We start from the raw sequence: 18,485 nt of genomic DNA, 5'->3' as shown, positions 1-18,485 counted from the left end.
AAATAAATTTTATAAATATTTAAGTAAATTAACGGGAAAATTGGGATTAAAATCCATAAGTAATTATTTTAAAGAATTAATTAAAGATCCAAATCTTAAGCAAAATATCAATTTAGAAAAAGAAGCAAAGTTAATAGCAGACAAACATCGACTAACAAAATATATGGAACTTAGCGATAATAAAAATAATAATGCAGTATTTAGCGATAAAAAAACATCAAAGAATATTACTCAATTATAGATTCATTTTACCGTCAATTCAGGTATTGCCTATAAAAAATTGACTCAAGGTTTCGATGTCATTCCTGCGAGGCATTGGCTTTGTTGCATGGCTCGGTTTTTTCGTCATTACGAGGAAATTTACGAAGTAATTGACGAAGCAATCTCAGGAGTTTGTTATTATTTCATGAGATTGCCACGCAGCCTATGGCTGCTCGCAATGACGACTCGGTATCCAAACAACAATGCCTCGCGGGAATGACACAGAAAGCCGAGCAACAACCCCGCTATTTACTATATCCTTTTAAAATCTCAAAATCTTGCCCTTGGAGAAAAAACTTTTCCGGTAATGTAATTTTTGCTACAAAATTCTTTACATCTTCGCTTTGTAAATAGATCGTAGCTTTAGCATTACTCTGATCCCCGTTATTAGTGCGGGTTGCAAGCAAGGTTACTATCTGCAGTAATTCTTCATGATTTTGTGGGTAAAGCTGTAGTTCGAATTGTTTATTATTAATTGCATCCTCAATTGATAAAAAGCTTTTTGCCGTTAGTTTTATTCCTCCTTCATCTTTGATTATATCACAATTAACGACTACCAAACTTTTAACGTCAAGTAAATGTACATAATCTTTTAAGACTTCTTCGCTAAAAATACTAAGCTCAAAGATATTCTCAGGATCGGAAAGCACGAGTGTAACGAATCTACCTCTTGCTGACATACGAGAATCCTTTTTTTGTATTACACCGGCAAGATTTACTCGGTTAGTACCTTCAGGTAAGTTATTATGTAAATCCGCAATATTTAAAATATTTAAACGACTAAATATTTCTTGATACTGCATAAGAGGATGATTAGATATAAATAAACCCATAGCCTCAAATTCGTAAAAAGCTAAGGTATTTTTATCGGCATAATCACTTGATACTAAAATAGTTGGACTTAAAGTAGAAACTTTAATTAAACTAAATTGATTAGATTCCTGCTCTTCGTGATATGAAGTTGAATAAGAAAGCAATTTTGAAATACTTGAAAATAATTGCAATCTATTATCATGTAACTCATCAAAACAGCCTGATTTAATTAAATTTTCCAATAATTTACTGTTAATAGATTTTGGGGGTAATCTTTCAATAAAATCAGTAATTGATTTAAACATTCCTCTTGCTTTTCGCTCATCCGTTACTAACTTACCGAAATTCGGCGTGACTCCCTTAATAGCACCTAAGGCAAAGATTATTGCATTTTCTTCTTTGTCATATCCAATACCTTCTATGTCATTCCTGCGAAAGCGGGAATCCATTTTCATACTTTTATGATTCAGAGCAGTTTCTACCTTTTCTGGATCCCCGCTTTCGCAGGAATGACATAGAGAACCTTGGAGATGACAAGTCGCAGCTCGCGGGATGACAGTGTCCGAAGACTTTACGCTAAAATATCCTTCAGAAATATTAATATTAGGTGCAATAATTTTTATGCCGTTATCTTTTGCTTCTTGCAGAAATAAATTAATTTTATCATGATTATTTAATTCAAGATTTAAGCATGCTACTAAAAATTCAGCAGGATAATTAGCTTTAAGATATGCAGTTTGGTATGAAATAACACCGTAAGCCGCAGCATGTGCCTTATTAAAACCGTATCCGGCAAATTTAGCCACGGTTGCAAAAATGGATTTAGCTTGAGATTCCGAAATATTATTAGCAATTGCTCCTTTAACAAAAATTTCTTCCTGCTCCTCCATTTCTTTTTTTATCTTCTTACCCATTGCTCTACGAAGTAAATCGGCAGCTCCTAACGTATAACCTGCAAGAACCTGAGCAATTCTTTGTACCTGCTCCTGATATATCACCACTCCGTAAGTTTCTTCTAAGATTGGCTTCAATAGCTCATGTAAATAATCAGGCTGTTGTAATTTATGCTTACAAGCTATATAGGTAGGGATATTTTCCATAGGACCGGGACGGTATAACGCACCAAGAGCTATCAAATCATGTATAGAATCAGGTTTAAGGCGTCTAAGTGCATCTTTCATCCCGATACTTTCAAATTGGAAAACGCCGACTCCTTTACCTTTACACAACATTTGATAAGTCTTATTATCATCAAACGTCATATTGTTAAAATCCACTTCTATCCCTTGCTCTTTAAGCAGTTTCTTACAATCGGTAATAACCGTTAGGGTTTGTAGCCCTAAAAAATCAAATTTAATTAAACCGGCAATTTCAGAATATTTCATAGAATAACCGACTACCAGCATATCGGAATTAGCATCTTTGTATACCGGTACTATATCGACTAAATCAGTACCTGCTATTACGATTCCTGCGGCATGAGTTGAGGAATGCCTATGTAACCCCTCAAGAATTAACGAAGTATCAAGCACTAGCTTAATTAACTCCGCCTCACCCTCTAAATTATACAGTCCATTACCTTTAGCGGCATTTGCAAGCTCCGGAACTTCACGTATTGCCTGTTCTAGGCTAACGGGATTAACTGCACTAAAAGGTACAAGTTCTGTTAGATAATCAGCGAATTTATAAGGTAAACTAAGAACACGAGCGACATCCTTAATTACAGCCTTTGCCTGCATCTTACCGAAAGTTATAATCTGTCCTACTCTATTATTACCGTATTTAGAGCGTACGTAATTAATTACTTCCTCACGCCTTTCTTGACAAAAATCAATATCAAAATCAGGCATTGAAATACGTTCAGGATTTAAAAATCTTTCAAATAATAAGCCAAATTTAATCGGATCGAGATCAGTAATAAGCAAGCTCCAAGCAACAACCGAACCTGCTCCCGAACCTCTACCTGGTCCGACTAAAATACCCTCTTTTTTACTCCATTTAATAAAATCGGATACAATCAAAAAATAACCGGCAAAATTCATATTACAGATAATATCCAGCTCATAATTAAGACGAGCAAAATATTCGGTTTTCAATTCTTCTTGATTCTCTAACGAAATATTTTCAGATTTAAACTTTGTAGCAAGCCTTGCAAGCAACCCTTCTTTTGCATCTTTTCTAATTAAATCCGTTTCACTAATATCTTTGGTGGCAAAATTAGGCAGCATCGGCGGGTTTGCATGTGCTGCAAAATAACAACGCTCTCTTAAATTCACGGTATTTTGGATGGCACTAGGTAGATCAGAAAAAAGCTCTATCATCTCATGCGGTGATCTAAAATAACAATTTTCGCTAACTGTTTTTCGATCCGGATATTCTTTAGTAACACCAGCTGATATACATAACAATACATCATGTGCATCATGCATGCTTTTTTCACTAAACAAAACTTTATTAGTAGCAACAAGCGGAATAGCAAGCTCGGCAGCAATTCTAATATAACTATCCTCAATAAACTGTTCTTCAGGTAGATCATGTCTCATAATCTCAAAATAAAAACGATCTCCTAAAATTTCCTGTAATTTACGTGCAAATAGCATCGCTTGCTCCTCGTTGCGAGCTAGCAAGCATTTCCCGACAATACCGTCGGTATAACAGCATAACGCTATTAATCCCTCTTGATATTCGATTAAATCTTCAAAATCAATGTGATCGCATATCTTACGATCATTCTTAGTAAAAGTAAGGCTTGATAGTTTGAGTAAATTTTTATAGCCGGTTTCATCTTTAGCTATAAGTAAAATTTGAGCAAAAATATCTCCAGCATCATTCAGCAAGCTTGATACAAGCGAATTTTTTGAGTCAAGCCTTTGCTCACGTACTTTTGTACGCTCCGCAGGCTTGCTCTTAAATTCATCTTGTCTGAAGCTTACTGAATTTAGCTGTATATTATATTTTATGTTGAGAATAACTCCGTGTATCGGCTGCAGTCCTTTTTTTACTGCATATAATGCAAACTCTAATGAGCCGAATAAATTTCCCTTATCTGCCAAACAAATAGCAGACATTTTATTCGATGAAGCAAGCTCTACTACCTTCTCGATCGTTAATGCACTTTCTAGAAAAGAATAAGAGCTTTGAGTTCTTAAATGAATAAATTCAGGTCGCATTTTAAATTAATGTTAAAGTTTTTATTGTATTCATGTCATTGTGTCACCCCGTGTCTTGATCACGGGGTCCAGAAAAAAATTTAAAAAGACTGGATCCTGCGATCAAGTCGCGGGATGACAATTACAAAGACTAAATTTTACTTCCGACTGCATAATATCTAAAACCGATTTTTTTCACTGCTTCATTATCTAGTATATTTCTAAGGTCAATGATTATCGGAGATTTTACTAAATCATAAATTTCTTGCCAATTAAGTTCTTTAAATTCTGACCATTCAGTTGCAATAACTATAATATCTACTGATTTACAAGCTTCAACTGCCGAATCTAAATATAGCAAATTTTTATGTTCCAAATTCTTTTTAGCATTTTCAAGACCGATAGGATCAAATGCTTTAACATATACATCTTTATTTAATAAGATCTTTACAATTTCGATGGCAGGACTTGCTCTAACATCATCTATTCCTGCTTTATATGTTAAGCCTAAAATTGCTATATTTTTACCTTTTAAATCTCCGTCTAACAAAGTAGCTATCTTATCTACCATATTACTTGGACGCTGCTTATTACTTTTAATTACTGCCTTAAGAATCTTACAATCGATACGATGATTTTCTACAAGATTATTTAATGCTAGAATATCTTTTGGAAAACACGAACCACCAAAACCCGGTCCTACATTTAAAAAATTTTGACCGATTCTTTGATCAAGTCCTACACCTTTAGATAAATCTTTAATATTACCGCCGATTTTTTCACATAAATCAGCCATTTCGTTAATAAAAGCAATTTTGGTAGCTAAAAAACTATTTGAAGCATATTTAATAAGTTCGCTCGTCACTAAATCGGTAACCACAAACTTTGCACCTTGTTCTATTAAAGGTGCATAAATTTTTCGTAATATTTCCTCTGATTCTTTATTATTTACACCGATAACTATACGATCAGGATATAAAAAATCTTCTACCGCACTGCCCTCTCTTAAAAACTCAGGATTAGAAGCAACATTAAATGAAAAGCCTTTTGATTTTAAATAAGCTATAATATTACTGCAACTATCAGGCGGAACAGTAGATTTTATGACTATTAAACAATCTTTATTTATATGCATAGAAACTTTATCAATAGCATCATAGACATATTTTAAATCTGCTTCTCCCGACTCTTTTGAAGGCGTGCCGACCGTAATAAATATTGCATCGGCATTTTGAAGTTCATTATTATAAATATTTGTAAATTTTAACCTATCAGATTCTAAAACTTGCTTAAGATACTCATCAAGTTTAGCTTCATAAATCGGTAATATTTGCTTATTTAATTTGGATATTTTAACCTCATCATTATCAAGACAAGTAACATTATGACCTAAATAGCCCATAATAATACCTGAGACTAATCCCACATATCCGCTACCGATAAATGTAATATTCATAATTTTTTGTGATTTTTATATTAAATTTTTAAATTATACGTTATATTCCAAGTGTATACCTCAAATAAATGAAGAGTAGTATAGACGAAGATCAACTTCAAAAAGAGCAAGGAATCCACAAGACGAGGAATGGAGCGTATACTTAATACGTGAGTACCGTAGTACTTGTAGGATGACGTAGCCAATTTTTGAAGTTGATCGAGTATATAAAGCTTTTATCATATTTCAATAGATTTACAAGCTCAAATGAATTTTATTAAAAAAACCTTTACTAGTATTTTTATAATTCTAATTTCATTATCTTTGGCTATAACTCTAACTGTTTATAGTGCAAATAAAGGACACTTAAATGAACCTTTGAAAAAAATAATTGAATTTTATTTAAGTAAAAATGATATAAAGGCTGTACTACATAATTTAGAATTTAAAGAAAACCGATTATCCATAGATAAAATTTCCTTAAGTCTTATAGATAATGCTAGAGGAGAAATTAACGATTTTAATCTTTTCTTTAATTTCAAAAATTTCTTTTCTAATTCATTAATAGAAGCTAATTTTAATATTGATAAAATTTCCGTAATCTCAAATAACGATGAAGAGATTATAAATACTTCAACGACCGGTGATTATTCGTTAAATATAATTAAAAAAGATTCCCTAACCGACATACGGTTAACTTCAATAAAAAGTGATATCTTAACCGATGAGCAAGGAGCGGGCTTACCGCTAGGAAATGCTTTATGCTCATATAAAACCACCTATTCTAAAGATAATCCAAAGACCGTTAATTGCAAACTTACCTTTGGGGATAAAGCTTTTTTATCACTAAACGGTATAATAACCGATAAAAATATCGACGCAAGTGCAGCTGCCGCAAATATGCCTTTAATAATTTATCAAACAGTCGAAAAAATTATTCCGGATAATCCTATAATCTCATATTTGCAAGAACATATAAAACAAGGTTACATCCAAAACGGAGAATTAAATATTAAATTAGATAAAAAATTTTTAAAAAAAAATATTTTAGTAGAAGATAATTTAAAAGCAAATTTACATATCTCGAATTTTGAATATAAATATCATAAAGATTTACCGCCTTTAACTAAAGTTGATACTAATATAATCATTTCAGGACCGGAAATAAAATTTCTAATTAATGAAGCATATAGCGGTAAAAGTGTCGTTTCAGACGGTATTATGACTTTCAAATGGGAAGGACCAGATAAATCGCAATTTGTTTTTAATGCTACTGCTAAAGGTGAAATTAACGACTTAATTGCCTTTGTTCCAAATGATGCATATCAAAATATTGATCTTAAAAAAATCAAAGGAACGGCAAATTCAATAATAGAGCTAATAATTCCTATTAGCCCAAATATCCCTAATAGCTATAATATTTTGTCGACATTAACAAATATCTCTTTTAACACCTTAGACAATAATATCCTATTACAAAATGGTGAAGCCAAAGGTAGCTTTAAAGACAATAAACTAAATATTAGCGGTAAAGGTAAAATTAATAATTATGCAAGCAGCTTTACTTATGATCATGATATATCGGATAAGAATAATGAGTGTTTACTTAAAATAAAAAGTAATATTGCGGCAAATAATCAAAGATTAGGAGTATTTAAATTAATTTCAGGCAGCACCGTTTTAAATTTTGAGTATAAAAAACAGCATAATAATGAGAGTTTTATTACCGTTAATTCTAATCTTGATAATTTAGAATTTTATATAGATAAAGTATCCATTCATAAAAAATTATATAAAAAAGCTAATTTATATTTATATACTAAATTAAATGATAAAAATTTCGATAGAAATATTGAATTTAACCTTTCAGGGCAGGATAATCTAAAAATTAACGGTAATGCCTTAATTAAGAAAAATATTTATAATATTAATCTAGCCTCTGTTAAACATAATCATACGGATTTAAAAGGAAAAATAATCATAGATAACCATAATCTTAATACGGAACTTTATGGAAGCGGATTAGATTTATCAAATGCTAATATGATGCAGTTTTTAGAAAAAGAGGGAGATTCTACACGTAATATTAATTTAAAAACTAATATATCAAAAATACTTTTAAAAAATAATATAATTCTAGGTAATCTTGATTTAGCAATTAAATGTGATAAAGTGCGGTGTTTCTCCGGTTTTCTAAATGCTAATATCGACAATAAAAAAGTTAAGATGTCGCTTACCGCTAAGGACACTTTTGAACAATGGCTAATTGAATCCGATAATGCCGGAGCATTGCTTAAGGGACTCGGAATGTATACCACTATGCAAAACGGTCAGATTAATATCAACTTAAATACAAAAAGATATGAAGTAAAAAAAGGTGAAATAGTGCCGATATTAGACGGCAAATTTTCTATAAAACATTTTACGGTAGTCGATACTCCTTTTTTAACACGCCTTGTTTCCTTTGTTTCATTGCCGGGTTTTCTTAGTTCAATAACTAATAATAAAAATATTTTATTTGAAGATATGACCGGTAAATTTAATTATAGAGGAAATATAATTACAATTTTTGATACGGAAGCACATGGACCGTTCTTTGATTTTACTATGAAAGGTAATATTGATACCAAGCAGCAATTAATTATGGTTAAAGGAAATGTTATTCCTTCTTTTTTCTTAATCAGCACTATTGTAACTAAAATACCGGTAGTCGGTAAAATATTTTCCAAAGTAGCCCCTTACTCCCTAAAAATGAAATATTAAGTAACTATTTAAAGCTATTAGATTTCATGTACAAAATTTTTAATCATTCCTTTATGTCATTCCTGCGAGGCATTATTGCGTGTGTACCTAATTGTCATTACGAGCGACTGAAAGCGTTGTTGCATGGCTCAAAAAACGTGTTCGGTGTCATACCGTGGCTTGACCACGGTATCCAGAAAACAACTAAAAATACTAATAATATTAGTATTTTTAACTGGATCCCGCTACAAGCTCGCGGGATGACAGAGGTAGAAGTGAGCCATGCAACAAAGCCACAACTGAAAGGAGTGTGGCAATCCAGAAAAAATAATAAAAAATTCTGTAAATCAGAATTTTTTACTGGATTGCTTCGTCGAAACTTACAGTTTCTCCTCGCAACGTTGAAGATCAATTCACGCAGGAATGACATAAATAACCATACATATTTAATCGGTATTTTACTTTTAGGCTTAATTTCCGGTCTTACGTTCAATTTAATTTTTTTTACAGTTCCATATCAATTATCCGAAGCAACATACACCACTGATATAATAGGTTCGATATCACTAGCTGCTTTTCCGTATTGCTTAAAGGTCATATGGTCACCTTTTATAGATAAATACTCTATACCTTTTTTATGTTCTAAATTCGGTCACAGACGTGGCTGGGCATTAGTAGCACAAATATGTTTAATCCTAGCAATGACGGGGTTCTTAAACATAAGCCCTTGTAATAATTTATATATTACTGCCGTTATCTTATTTATTATTTCATTCTGCAGTTCTACTCAAGATATTGTACTTGATGCATATAGAATTGAGAGACCTACATCGAAAGAAGAGCTTTCAATGGCTTTTACCTTTAGTAGCATAGGGTTTCGTTTAGGTATGTTACTTGGTAGCGTCGGTGCTTTATATTCATCAATTATTTTCGGCTGGAATACAGTATATAAATTTGCTCTATTCATTACTCTAATTGGACCTATAGTAATTTTGTGTATCAAAGAACCACAATCAAAAGAAATACGTCATACAACTACTAATTTAATAGGATTACAACAATATTTTGAAGTTATTAAAAAAAGTATTATCTCCTTAAAAAATAAACAGCAATATTTACTGCTAATTATATTGTTTATCTTTTTATATAAAGCTGCGGATTCTATACCTATGGCTATGAGTTCTCCTTTATTTCTAGATTTAAGTTTTACTACTCATGAAATTGCCGTTATTTACAAAGCTTACGGGTTACTAATCATGATCGTCGGGGGAGCTTTAGGCAGCGTTTTAGCTACAAAAATGGGTATATTTCATAGTGTCTTAATTGGTGGAGTTATTCAATTATTATCACCTCTTATGTTTATGATTCTTGCTACTATCGGCTATGATATAAAGACATTTATAATAACTGTTACAGTACAAAATTTTTGTGCAGGCTTTGCAGGAACTATTATCTCTATCTATTTTGCTAGCCTTTGCAATAGTGAATTTGTTGCCACACAATATTCTATTATTGCATCTTTTAGCTCTCTTAGCCGTATTATTCTAGCTAGCCTTGGCGGTATTTGTGCAAAATATCTTACTTGGCCTGTATTCTTTTTAGGTAATACTCTGTTTAGCATGTTATTTATACCGATATTTTATAAAATATATAGAAAGAAACTAGGCTTTGTGAATATTTCTAAAAAGATATGACAATTATTAAAAAAGGTTTATAATATATATATTTCTGCGAAATGAAGAGTCAGAATTTTTATGAAACTATATAGTTTTCAAGAACATTTATTAGAATTAAAAATAAGGCTTCTTAGAATATTTACTGCTTTTATAATTATATTTGCTATTTGCTATTATTTTAGCGACTATATTTATAGTTTTTTATTAAAACCACTTGCTAAGCTAAGCGGTGATACGGTACGAAATATAATTTATACAGGACTTACAGAAGCATTTTTTACCTATATTAAACTTGCAGCTTTTACTGCTTTTACTATTATTATACCTATAATTGCTTTGGAGTGTTATTTATTTATCAGTCCCGGGTTACACCGCCATGAAAAAAAAATTATCGCTTTTATTCTTTTTATGTCGCCTATTTTATTTTGGTGCGGTAGTATTTTTGTTTTTTACTTTGTAATGCCGAAAGCTTGGAATTTTTTTCTTAGTTTTGAAAAACGTGATATGATAGTACCGATAGTTTTGGAAGCAAGAATTAGCGAGTATCTAAATTTAGTTATTCATTTAATTATTGCTTTTGGAGTTGCTTTTCAACTACCGGTCGTGATAATAATATTAAATATACTAAAAATAGTTAAGGTACAAACACTTAAGCAAAAAAGACGCATTGCCGTGGTAATTAACTTTATTATTGCAGGAATATTAACACCTCCTGACATTTTAAGCCAGTTTGCTCTTGCAATACCGCTACTTTTATTATATGAAACTTCAATAATGATATGTAATTTTATAGAAAAACCGAGGACACTAAATGTTAAATATCAAATGGATTAGAGAAAATCAAGAATTATTCGATGAAAAGCTTAGCCAAAGATTTATTGAACCTATGTCTAGTAAAATTGCTATGCTCGACGGAGAGAAAAGAAAAATTACAAGTTTAATTCAAGAATTTCAGCATGCACGTAAGGTAAAATCAAAGATTTTAGGTAATATGGCCTCTAAAAGCGGCGAAGAGTTTGAAGGGTTACAAAGAGATGTCAAACATATAAATGAGAAATTGGAAGAACTCGAACAGGATCTAAATAATAATAACGAATTAAATGAACTATTAAATATGCTTCCTAATATTCCGGACGAAGAAGTACCTTACGGAATTGATGAAAGTATGAATAAATTAGTTCGTACTTACGGAGAGACAAATCCAAATGCTTTGAATAAGCAGCATTTTGAACTAGGTACAAAATTAAATTTAATGGATTTTGAACAAACTGCTAAAATTTCAGGAGCTAGATTTGTAACGTTAAAAGGTGATTTAGCAAAGCTAGAACGTGCTTTAATTAATTTTATGATTGATGTTCATACTAAAGAGTTTGACTTCTTTGAGATATCACCTCCGGTATTAGTTCGAGATAATGCTATGTATAATGCAGGACAACTACCTAAATTTGCCGAAGAGTCTTTTGCAACAACAAATGGTTACAGACTAATTCCAACCGCAGAAGTATCTTTAGTAAATATAGTCGCCGATACTATTATACCGAGAGAAAAATTACCGATGCGTTATGTTGCTTACACCCCGTGCTTTAGATCAGAAGCAGGTAGTAGCGGTAGAGATACAAGAGGTATGATTAGATTACATCAATTCGGTAAAGTAGAGCTTGTATCTATTACTACTCCGGAAGAGTCAAAAACCGAACATGAATATATAACTAATGCATCAGAGACTATTTTACAAAAACTGAATCTTCCTTATCGTGTTATGTTACTTTGCACCGGAGATATAGGGTTTGCGGCAAAAAAAACCTATGATATAGAAGTATGGCTTCCGGGACAAAAGCAATATCGCGAAATTGCTAGCTGTTCTAATTGTGGAGATTTTCAAGCACGTAGAATGAAAGCAAGATATAAGGAATTCGGCAGTAACGAAACTACCTTAGTTCATACTTTAAATGCTTCAGGATTACCTATCGGAAGAACTATGGTTGCAATACTTGAAAATTATCAGAATGAAGATGGATCAATAACTATACCTGATGTCTTGATAAATTACATGGGAGGGTTACAAAAAATCACTACATATAGTGAATAATTGTTTATTAAATATAAATAATAAGATAAAGTTTTATGGTATACTCGTTTAATTTGAAAAATTGGCATCGTCATGTAGGAAACGGCGTTGTGTGACTCTGTGTCATTCCGTGGCTTGACCACGGTATCCAATTACTAATAATAAAATGATTAGTATTGTTAAGTTATTTCTAGATCCCGCGATCAAGTCGCGGGATGATATCCCAAATGTTACATAGTATACAAAACGATAATTTAAATTCAGGTTATTTGTGTTTAGTGATTTACGAAAATTTGACAAAGATATATATAATTATAATGCTCCTAATTTTATACCTATAGCATGTCATTATAATGAAAATACTTTACTTACTAAAGACGGTAAATTACTACAAATTATCAAAATACACGGCATTAACTCAGAGAAAATAAGCGATAACATACAAAATTTACGTGAAATGGTTAGAGTTTCTATAAAAAAGAATATAACCGATTATGATTTTGCTTTTTGGCTACATACAATACGAGAAAAACAAAATTTAGACGATTCCACTCCTTACAAAAAATTATTACCGGCAAATATTCATGCACTATGGCAAAGAAAAAACCATTGGAATGATAAATTCGTTAATACTTTATATATATCTATAGTACATAATTCTGCTAAAGTTGACATCAAAAATTTTAACTCTTTAATAAATTCTTTATCTAATAAATTAATTACTGATTTTGAAAATAACTACTTAGATTCAGCTTTTCAAAAACTAGAAAATATCACTAATAATATTTTAAACGATTTAAACGAATTCGGTGCTGAAAAACTCGGTATAATATTTAAAAATGATAATGTTTTTTCTAATCCTTTATTTTTATATAATCGAATAGCTAATCTTAATAATAATGATTGTTTGGTACCTATAATAGATTTATCCGATGCACTAGGTAGAAGTATTTATACAATTAGCGGCGATAAAATGGTAGTTACGGATCATGAGAAAAATAATAAATTCGCTTCTTTACTATCTATAAAAGAATATCAAGAAACTCCTTCTAATACACTGGATAAATTTTTACAGTTACCGATTGAATTAATAATAACTGAAATATTTTACTTTGTTAGCAAAAAACAAGTAACATCCAAATTGCGTGGTCAAGATTATATTCTAAAAATTACTAACGACTCAATTTTACTTAATCACAAAGGGATTAATAAGCTTGATGCAGCTAATTTAGATTTTCAATTTTGTAATCAGCAAATTTCAATTGCCGTTATAGAAGAAGATGAAAATAAACTAGATGCAGCCGTAACTAAAGCATCAACCGAACTTTTTAAACTTGGTATTATTCATGTAAAAGAAGATCTTAATATTGAGCAAATATTTTGGTCGCAATTACCTGCTAACTTTGCCTTTATACGTAGAATGTCACCATTATCCGTAGAACATATTGCTTCTCTTACCGCTCTTCATAATACTACACTCGGTAATCAATATAATCCTTGGGGTAAGGCTATAACTTTACTACGAACCGAGAAAGGTACTCCATATTTCATGAATTTTCATGATAAAACGAATAAAGGTAATACTTGCATCTTTGGTACGGGGAAAACCGGCAAAACCGTATTATTGAACTTTTTAATATCAGAATCGACTAAATACGATCCAACAATAATTTATATCTCTAATAATAATGATTCTAAAATTTTTATCGAGGCAATAGAAGGCAAATGGTTAGAACCGGACAAACAAATTATCAATCCATTTTTAGTAGATGATACAGAAAAATCACAAGCCTTCATTTTAGAATTTTTAAAATTAATCAGTGGTCATTATATTTCACCTCTTAGTGAAATAGAGATATCCTTTCTAGAGAAATTAAAAAATAAAATTTTATCAATTGAAAAAGAAAAACGTATTTTTTCCAATATTTTAAAATTAGAAGATTTTAAGGAGGAAGGAGGAATACAAATACTTGATAAACTTAAAGTTTTTACCGAAGAACAATTATATTATGGATTATTTGATGGACCGTCTCTTAACATTGAAGAAGGGAAAGTTATAGGGTTTAATTTATATAAACTTTCTGATGAGCCGTTTTCTAAACAATTTTACCCGACGGAGAGAAAATTTTTAGAACAATTTAATAATAATTTAAAGAAGCACCAAAGTATTAGTGCAGCAGTAATTTATGCTTTTACTTATCATTTAAGCCTAGTTGGCAGAAAACCTAAAATATTTGCTGCCGATAATTTTGATAAACTTTACAGACCTGAGGTTTATTATGATAATATAAATTTAATCTATAATAATTTATCTCAAAATAACGGTATTTTCGTCAGTAATTTCAATTTTATTTATCTTAAGTCATATCCAAAATATACTATAAAACCTTGGCTTGATTTAATTAATACTAAAATTATTTTACCGTCTGACGTTAAAATAGAAGATTTAGATAAAATTTTAGGTTTAAGCGAGCCGGAAACACGAAAATTATCACAGCTAATACTTTCTGCAAGAATGTTCTTAATTAGTAAGGATAATGAATCGATAGCTTCTGAATTAAGTATTGCCGCTTTAATAGGAATTGTCCGTATTTTATCAAGCAGACAAGAGGAAATGGATATTTATAAAAAAATACTTGAACAACACCAAGGTCCTCCGGATAATTGGGTTAATTACCTATATAATGAGTTAAATACGAACTAATATTTCACTCTGTCATCCCGTGATTTATTCACGGGATCCAAAAAAACTAAAAAGGACTGGATCCCGCTACAAGCTCGCAGGATGACAATAATTTATTATGAACTATAAAAACAACGAGCATAAAGAATACTCAAAGTGTTAAAAAAATATTTACTATTTTTCTTATTTTCATTTTTCTCATTTAATGTATATGCATCTATTTGGGGTGATATAGTCGATTGTCTTAACGATCCATGTAATTGCGGTCAAAGTGAAAGAACGGAAATTTGGAATAAGGGCAGCAAAAATGAAGTAAAAAGAGGACCTTTTAAACCAGACACATTGTGTCCTCCTTGGAATAAAAGCGACGGTCGCGATAATGATACTTGTTTATTAAAATTTGATTACCCAGGTACATTTATCGGTTTTTTACTCAATAGATGTGCGGAAGAAGCCCCTGATAGTAGTTACTTTACTCCAAAAATTCGTATTAGAGTTCAAAGCTGTAATGCCGCAGCTTGTTGGCACCAAAACTCTACTTTAAATTGGGATGGAGAATGTGTATTATGGCCTACAGGTTACGGTCTACCTCTAACTAGAGTTTGTGCTAGAATTGCCGTACCGGATATGCCTCCGCCTCCCGGAATAAATACTACACCTTCCCCTGCAGATCCAGGTTATACCGATGGAGTACATCTCAATAAAGTCGGTTACACGCAAAGTGATAATAAGATAATCGGTGTAGACGGAAAAATAGTTACTTTAAAATCTCCTAAACTTTGTGCTTATAGCGATCCTGGACTTGTTAACCTTGTTTCAGATTCCGGTGTACATCTTGATCCGATGGACTGGAATCCTAATCGTCAACCTCTTCATCAAACTAATGAACTTAGCCCTATTGCAAAAGTATTAAAATTTTTAGTTGAAATGGTAAAAGGAGCAAGTTTACCAAGTTTATTAGGGCAGCTTCTTGGTATGATAGATCAAGATTCAGAATTTATAAAAGTACTTCAATCAATACTTAATGCAATAGGAAAGATTTTTAATTTTTTTCCAGATTTAATAATAAAAATTATTGAAGCACTTGGGTCATTAAACGGTTCTGTAGATAGCTATTCTTTTGGTTGTGTACAATTACCTTTAGGACCTTTTCCACCGCCATATTGTCCAAATTTAGATTATATTAGCATTAATGCTAGTGCTAATAATGTATGTAGCATAAAAGATGCAAGCGGCAAGTTTGACCAATCTTCTACTAGTCCGGCTTGTGTAGTGCCGTCTAATATTAATGTTAAAAACAATATTGTTAATAATACCATACGTGTTAGCTTTAGCAATCTTGTTCCACTTTGCACGAGTTCTCCCTCTAACCTCAAAACTTGTGTAGAACCACGTAATATAGATTTTTCTTCAGCAAAAATTACTCATACTAATACGGCTTTTAAAGATTTAATCAAATCGTGTAAGAATACTTCAGGCGGCACTCCATGTATTAATACAGAAATTCCTACGCCATGTAGTGTTACGGCTAACGGTTGTAATGAGGGATTTAGAATAGTATATTCGCAGAAAATTGGAAATGTAGAAACACCTAGCGATTACTACATAAGCGATATACCGGACTGTCCAAGTTCTAATTCAACTACCTGCCAAAAAGTATGGGGAGTTAATATCGGCGAATTTAAGGATGTAAGCGTAAAATTTCCTGAGGTACAAAAACAAGATACAACTAGCTTAATGCCTATAAAGACAGATGTCACCTTAAGAGACAATAACGGTAAAGATAGAAAGCTTTATGTCTCTATTAGTAATACTGAAGACGATAAGCAAAATCCTAATAATATTTGCTTATTTGAGTCCGGTAATTTAATAGATTGCGTACCGAGAGCAAATCATTCTTACAGCTTAGCTGCTTATGAATGTGCAAAACAATATGCCGGAATTACCTGTACTAATAATAGCAATCTCAACGATGCTTATTATAAACCGCAATTCATTGCTTCATTACAAGTAAGAGAAGGCAACAATATCATAGATGAAACAAGCACTCTTGTAACGCCGTTAGCATACGCCGGACCTCCACCTCCCAACCCCACTGACACAGAAAGCATAGTAATGCTTGCCGGTTATAAGTATAGTTCTTCCGTTGCGTTTATACCTAAAGATCCACCAAAAGATCCGAAGGAAGATAAATATATTGCTATGCCGTTTTCAGGAGAAAATGCTCTAAATCAGTTGACTATTCACGGTAAATATAAAGACGATAAAGAACCTTATGATAGTAATGGAAATCCTGACTCAAGTGCGGTATATTTAAAATATTTAGAATATATAAACGGTAAATATATCCAAGGTGGAACACATGCTTGCTTGATGCCGAAAAATTTCCAACATTGTAATCCTATGCCGCTTCCTACTTTACCTGATGGATCACCTATTCCCGGTTACAATAATGACTCGACAAATTGTGTACTTGCTAAACTAAACAACAACGATACTATAAATTGTAAGGATTTTAAAAATAAATATAGCGTTAAATATCCAAATCTTGGCTTATGTAAAAAAGATACAGATCTAACGAGCTGTACTCTAGAAGAAACAGTGTCAGGTCCAGGAAGAGGTATTACAATTTATACTTGCAATATAAATAAGATCCCGAGTAAATGCTATACCAATAACGATAAGGCTAATACTCCAATATGTGTTTTAAGTAGGGATTATACAGATAGAATTAAGCCGGAACCTAACATAGGACCAATATTAGTACCGGTAGATCCTTCAAAATATTATACAGTGACATATACAAAAGGAGATGAAAACACTCGTCCTGAGCCGACATATAAAGCTGAGACTGAGGATGTAAGAGATAAAACTTGGCAAGAGCTGAATCTTTGTGCTCCTATATTAGTACCTACTTGTGCTAAAATTCCTAGCACAGCGGGAGCTCCTTCCGGTAACAATCACGGTAATGCAGAATGGCCTGAAAGCGATATAGGAGAACTTGCAAAAGGAAAATGTCCAACGAATTGGATAGTTATTGATCCTAGTAAACCTTTAGAACGCCATTGTTTGTCATATTCTGATAGAAAGGTTGTCGAGTTTGAACCTTTAGGTCAAGATGTCGGCTGTAGAGAATCTACAGGATTACCTATAAAAGTTGGTTATAACGACTTTCCATCAAGCCAATTACCTGAGACCCCTTATAATCCGGTAACTAAAATAGGTGACTATATCTTAAACAAAAAACCGGTACCACAGGAGAGCATTATGGCATTTCCAAAGGATGGGGCATTTATAGATGCAACAAATGAACCGGGCAATACAATATTGCATACTGTAGAATTCAAAGTAACTTTAGATGCAATAATGGACGATATTGAGTATTTTGAAGTAAAAGATTTATGGTATGATGATTGCACATTAATATATGTCAACGGCACAAAGCTACTTAGCCTCCCTACTAACGTTGATTCTCTAGATGAGAAAAGGTACTGTAACAATGGAAATGACCAAGGTCAAGCATTACAAGCTAAGAATTTACCGATTGATATAAAGCGTTATTTAAAACAAGGAGAAAATACTATAAAATTCCAGCTAAGAGTTATGTTTGGCGGGGGGTTATATTTCCACATGCAATATAAAATGAAGAGATAAATAA

General features: G+C 32.0%; 9 protein-coding genes. 7 read left to right on the top strand and 2 right to left on the bottom strand.

What is annotated here, in order from left to right; genetic code table 11:
- Positions 1 to 40 precede the first annotated feature (40 nt).
- On the top strand, positions 41 to 241 hold the full coding sequence (locus REIP_RS13310; RefSeq protein ID WP_045804267.1) for a hypothetical protein: 201 nt from the start codon (positions 41 to 43) through the stop codon (positions 239 to 241).
- Between the two features lie 265 nt (positions 242 to 506).
- Here REIP_RS13310 and dnaE read toward each other — a convergent pair whose 3' ends face one another.
- Positions 507 to 4,244: a DNA polymerase III subunit alpha gene (gene dnaE, locus REIP_RS01980; protein ID WP_045803686.1), complete on the bottom strand. Its 3,738-nt coding sequence runs from the start codon at positions 4,242 to 4,244 to the stop codon at positions 507 to 509.
- Between the two features lie 130 nt (positions 4,245 to 4,374).
- Positions 4,375 to 5,679, bottom strand: coding sequence for a UDP-glucose dehydrogenase family protein (locus REIP_RS01975; RefSeq protein WP_045803685.1), 1,305 nt, complete (start codon positions 5,677 to 5,679; stop codon positions 4,375 to 4,377).
- A 246-nt stretch (positions 5,680 to 5,925) separates the two neighbouring features.
- On the opposite strand from REIP_RS01975, the gene REIP_RS01970 reads away from it, so the two are divergent.
- The 6 genes from REIP_RS01970 to REIP_RS01945 all read left to right on the top strand — a co-directional run bounded on the left by REIP_RS01970 (position 5,926) and on the right by REIP_RS01945 (position 18,481).
- Complete coding sequence (locus REIP_RS01970) at positions 5,926 to 8,421, top strand: AsmA-like C-terminal region-containing protein (protein ID WP_045803684.1); 2,496 nt, start codon at positions 5,926 to 5,928, stop codon at positions 8,419 to 8,421.
- Between the two features lie 26 nt (positions 8,422 to 8,447).
- Positions 8,448 to 10,094, top strand: a complete 1,647-nt coding sequence (locus REIP_RS01965) for an MFS transporter (RefSeq protein WP_197069184.1) — start codon at positions 8,448 to 8,450, stop codon at positions 10,092 to 10,094.
- A 60-nt stretch (positions 10,095 to 10,154) separates the two neighbouring features.
- A complete protein-coding gene (gene tatC / locus REIP_RS01960) occupies positions 10,155 to 10,910 on the top strand; it encodes a twin-arginine translocase subunit TatC (RefSeq protein ID WP_045803682.1) in 756 nt (251 codons plus the stop codon).
- Entirely contained in the window at positions 10,888 to 12,165 is a 1,278-nt protein-coding gene (serS, locus tag REIP_RS01955; protein ID WP_045803681.1) for a serine--tRNA ligase, read from the top strand. Before tatC ends, serS begins: the two co-directional genes overlap by 23 nt.
- Positions 12,166 to 12,415: 250 nt before the next feature.
- The gene (locus REIP_RS01950) at positions 12,416 to 14,848 is read left to right on the top strand and encodes a VirB4 family type IV secretion/conjugal transfer ATPase (protein WP_045803680.1); all 2,433 of its coding nucleotides are present in this window, start codon (positions 12,416 to 12,418) and stop codon (positions 14,846 to 14,848) included.
- Between the two features lie 135 nt (positions 14,849 to 14,983).
- Positions 14,984 to 18,481, top strand: coding sequence for a hypothetical protein (locus REIP_RS01945; protein ID WP_045803679.1), 3,498 nt, complete (start codon positions 14,984 to 14,986; stop codon positions 18,479 to 18,481).
- Positions 18,482 to 18,485 lie beyond the last annotated feature (4 nt).

Source organism: Rickettsia endosymbiont of Ixodes pacificus (genome assembly GCF_000965155.1).
Lineage (GTDB): Bacteria > Pseudomonadota > Alphaproteobacteria > Rickettsiales > Rickettsiaceae > Rickettsia > Rickettsia tamurae.
This window is presented reverse-complemented; position numbering and strand designations above follow the sequence as displayed.

What these genes read in the sequence shown, in the direction of transcription:
- REIP_RS01975 (WP_045803685.1), bottom strand. Translation starts at nt 5,679, where the DNA reads ATGAATATTACATTTATCGGTAGCGGATATGTGGGATTAGTCTCAGGT.
- dnaE (WP_045803686.1), bottom strand. Translation starts at nt 4,244, where the DNA reads ATGCGACCTGAATTTATTCATTTAAGAACTCAAAGCTCTTATTCTTTT.
- REIP_RS01965 (WP_197069184.1), top strand. Translation starts at nt 8,448, where the DNA reads ATGTACAAAATTTTTAATCATTCCTTTATGTCATTCCTGCGAGGCATT.
- tatC (WP_045803682.1), top strand. Translation starts at nt 10,155, where the DNA reads ATGAAACTATATAGTTTTCAAGAACATTTATTAGAATTAAAAATAAGG.
- REIP_RS01970 (WP_045803684.1), top strand. Translation starts at nt 5,926, where the DNA reads ATGAATTTTATTAAAAAAACCTTTACTAGTATTTTTATAATTCTAATT.
- serS (WP_045803681.1), top strand. Translation starts at nt 10,888, where the DNA reads ATGTTAAATATCAAATGGATTAGAGAAAATCAAGAATTATTCGATGAA.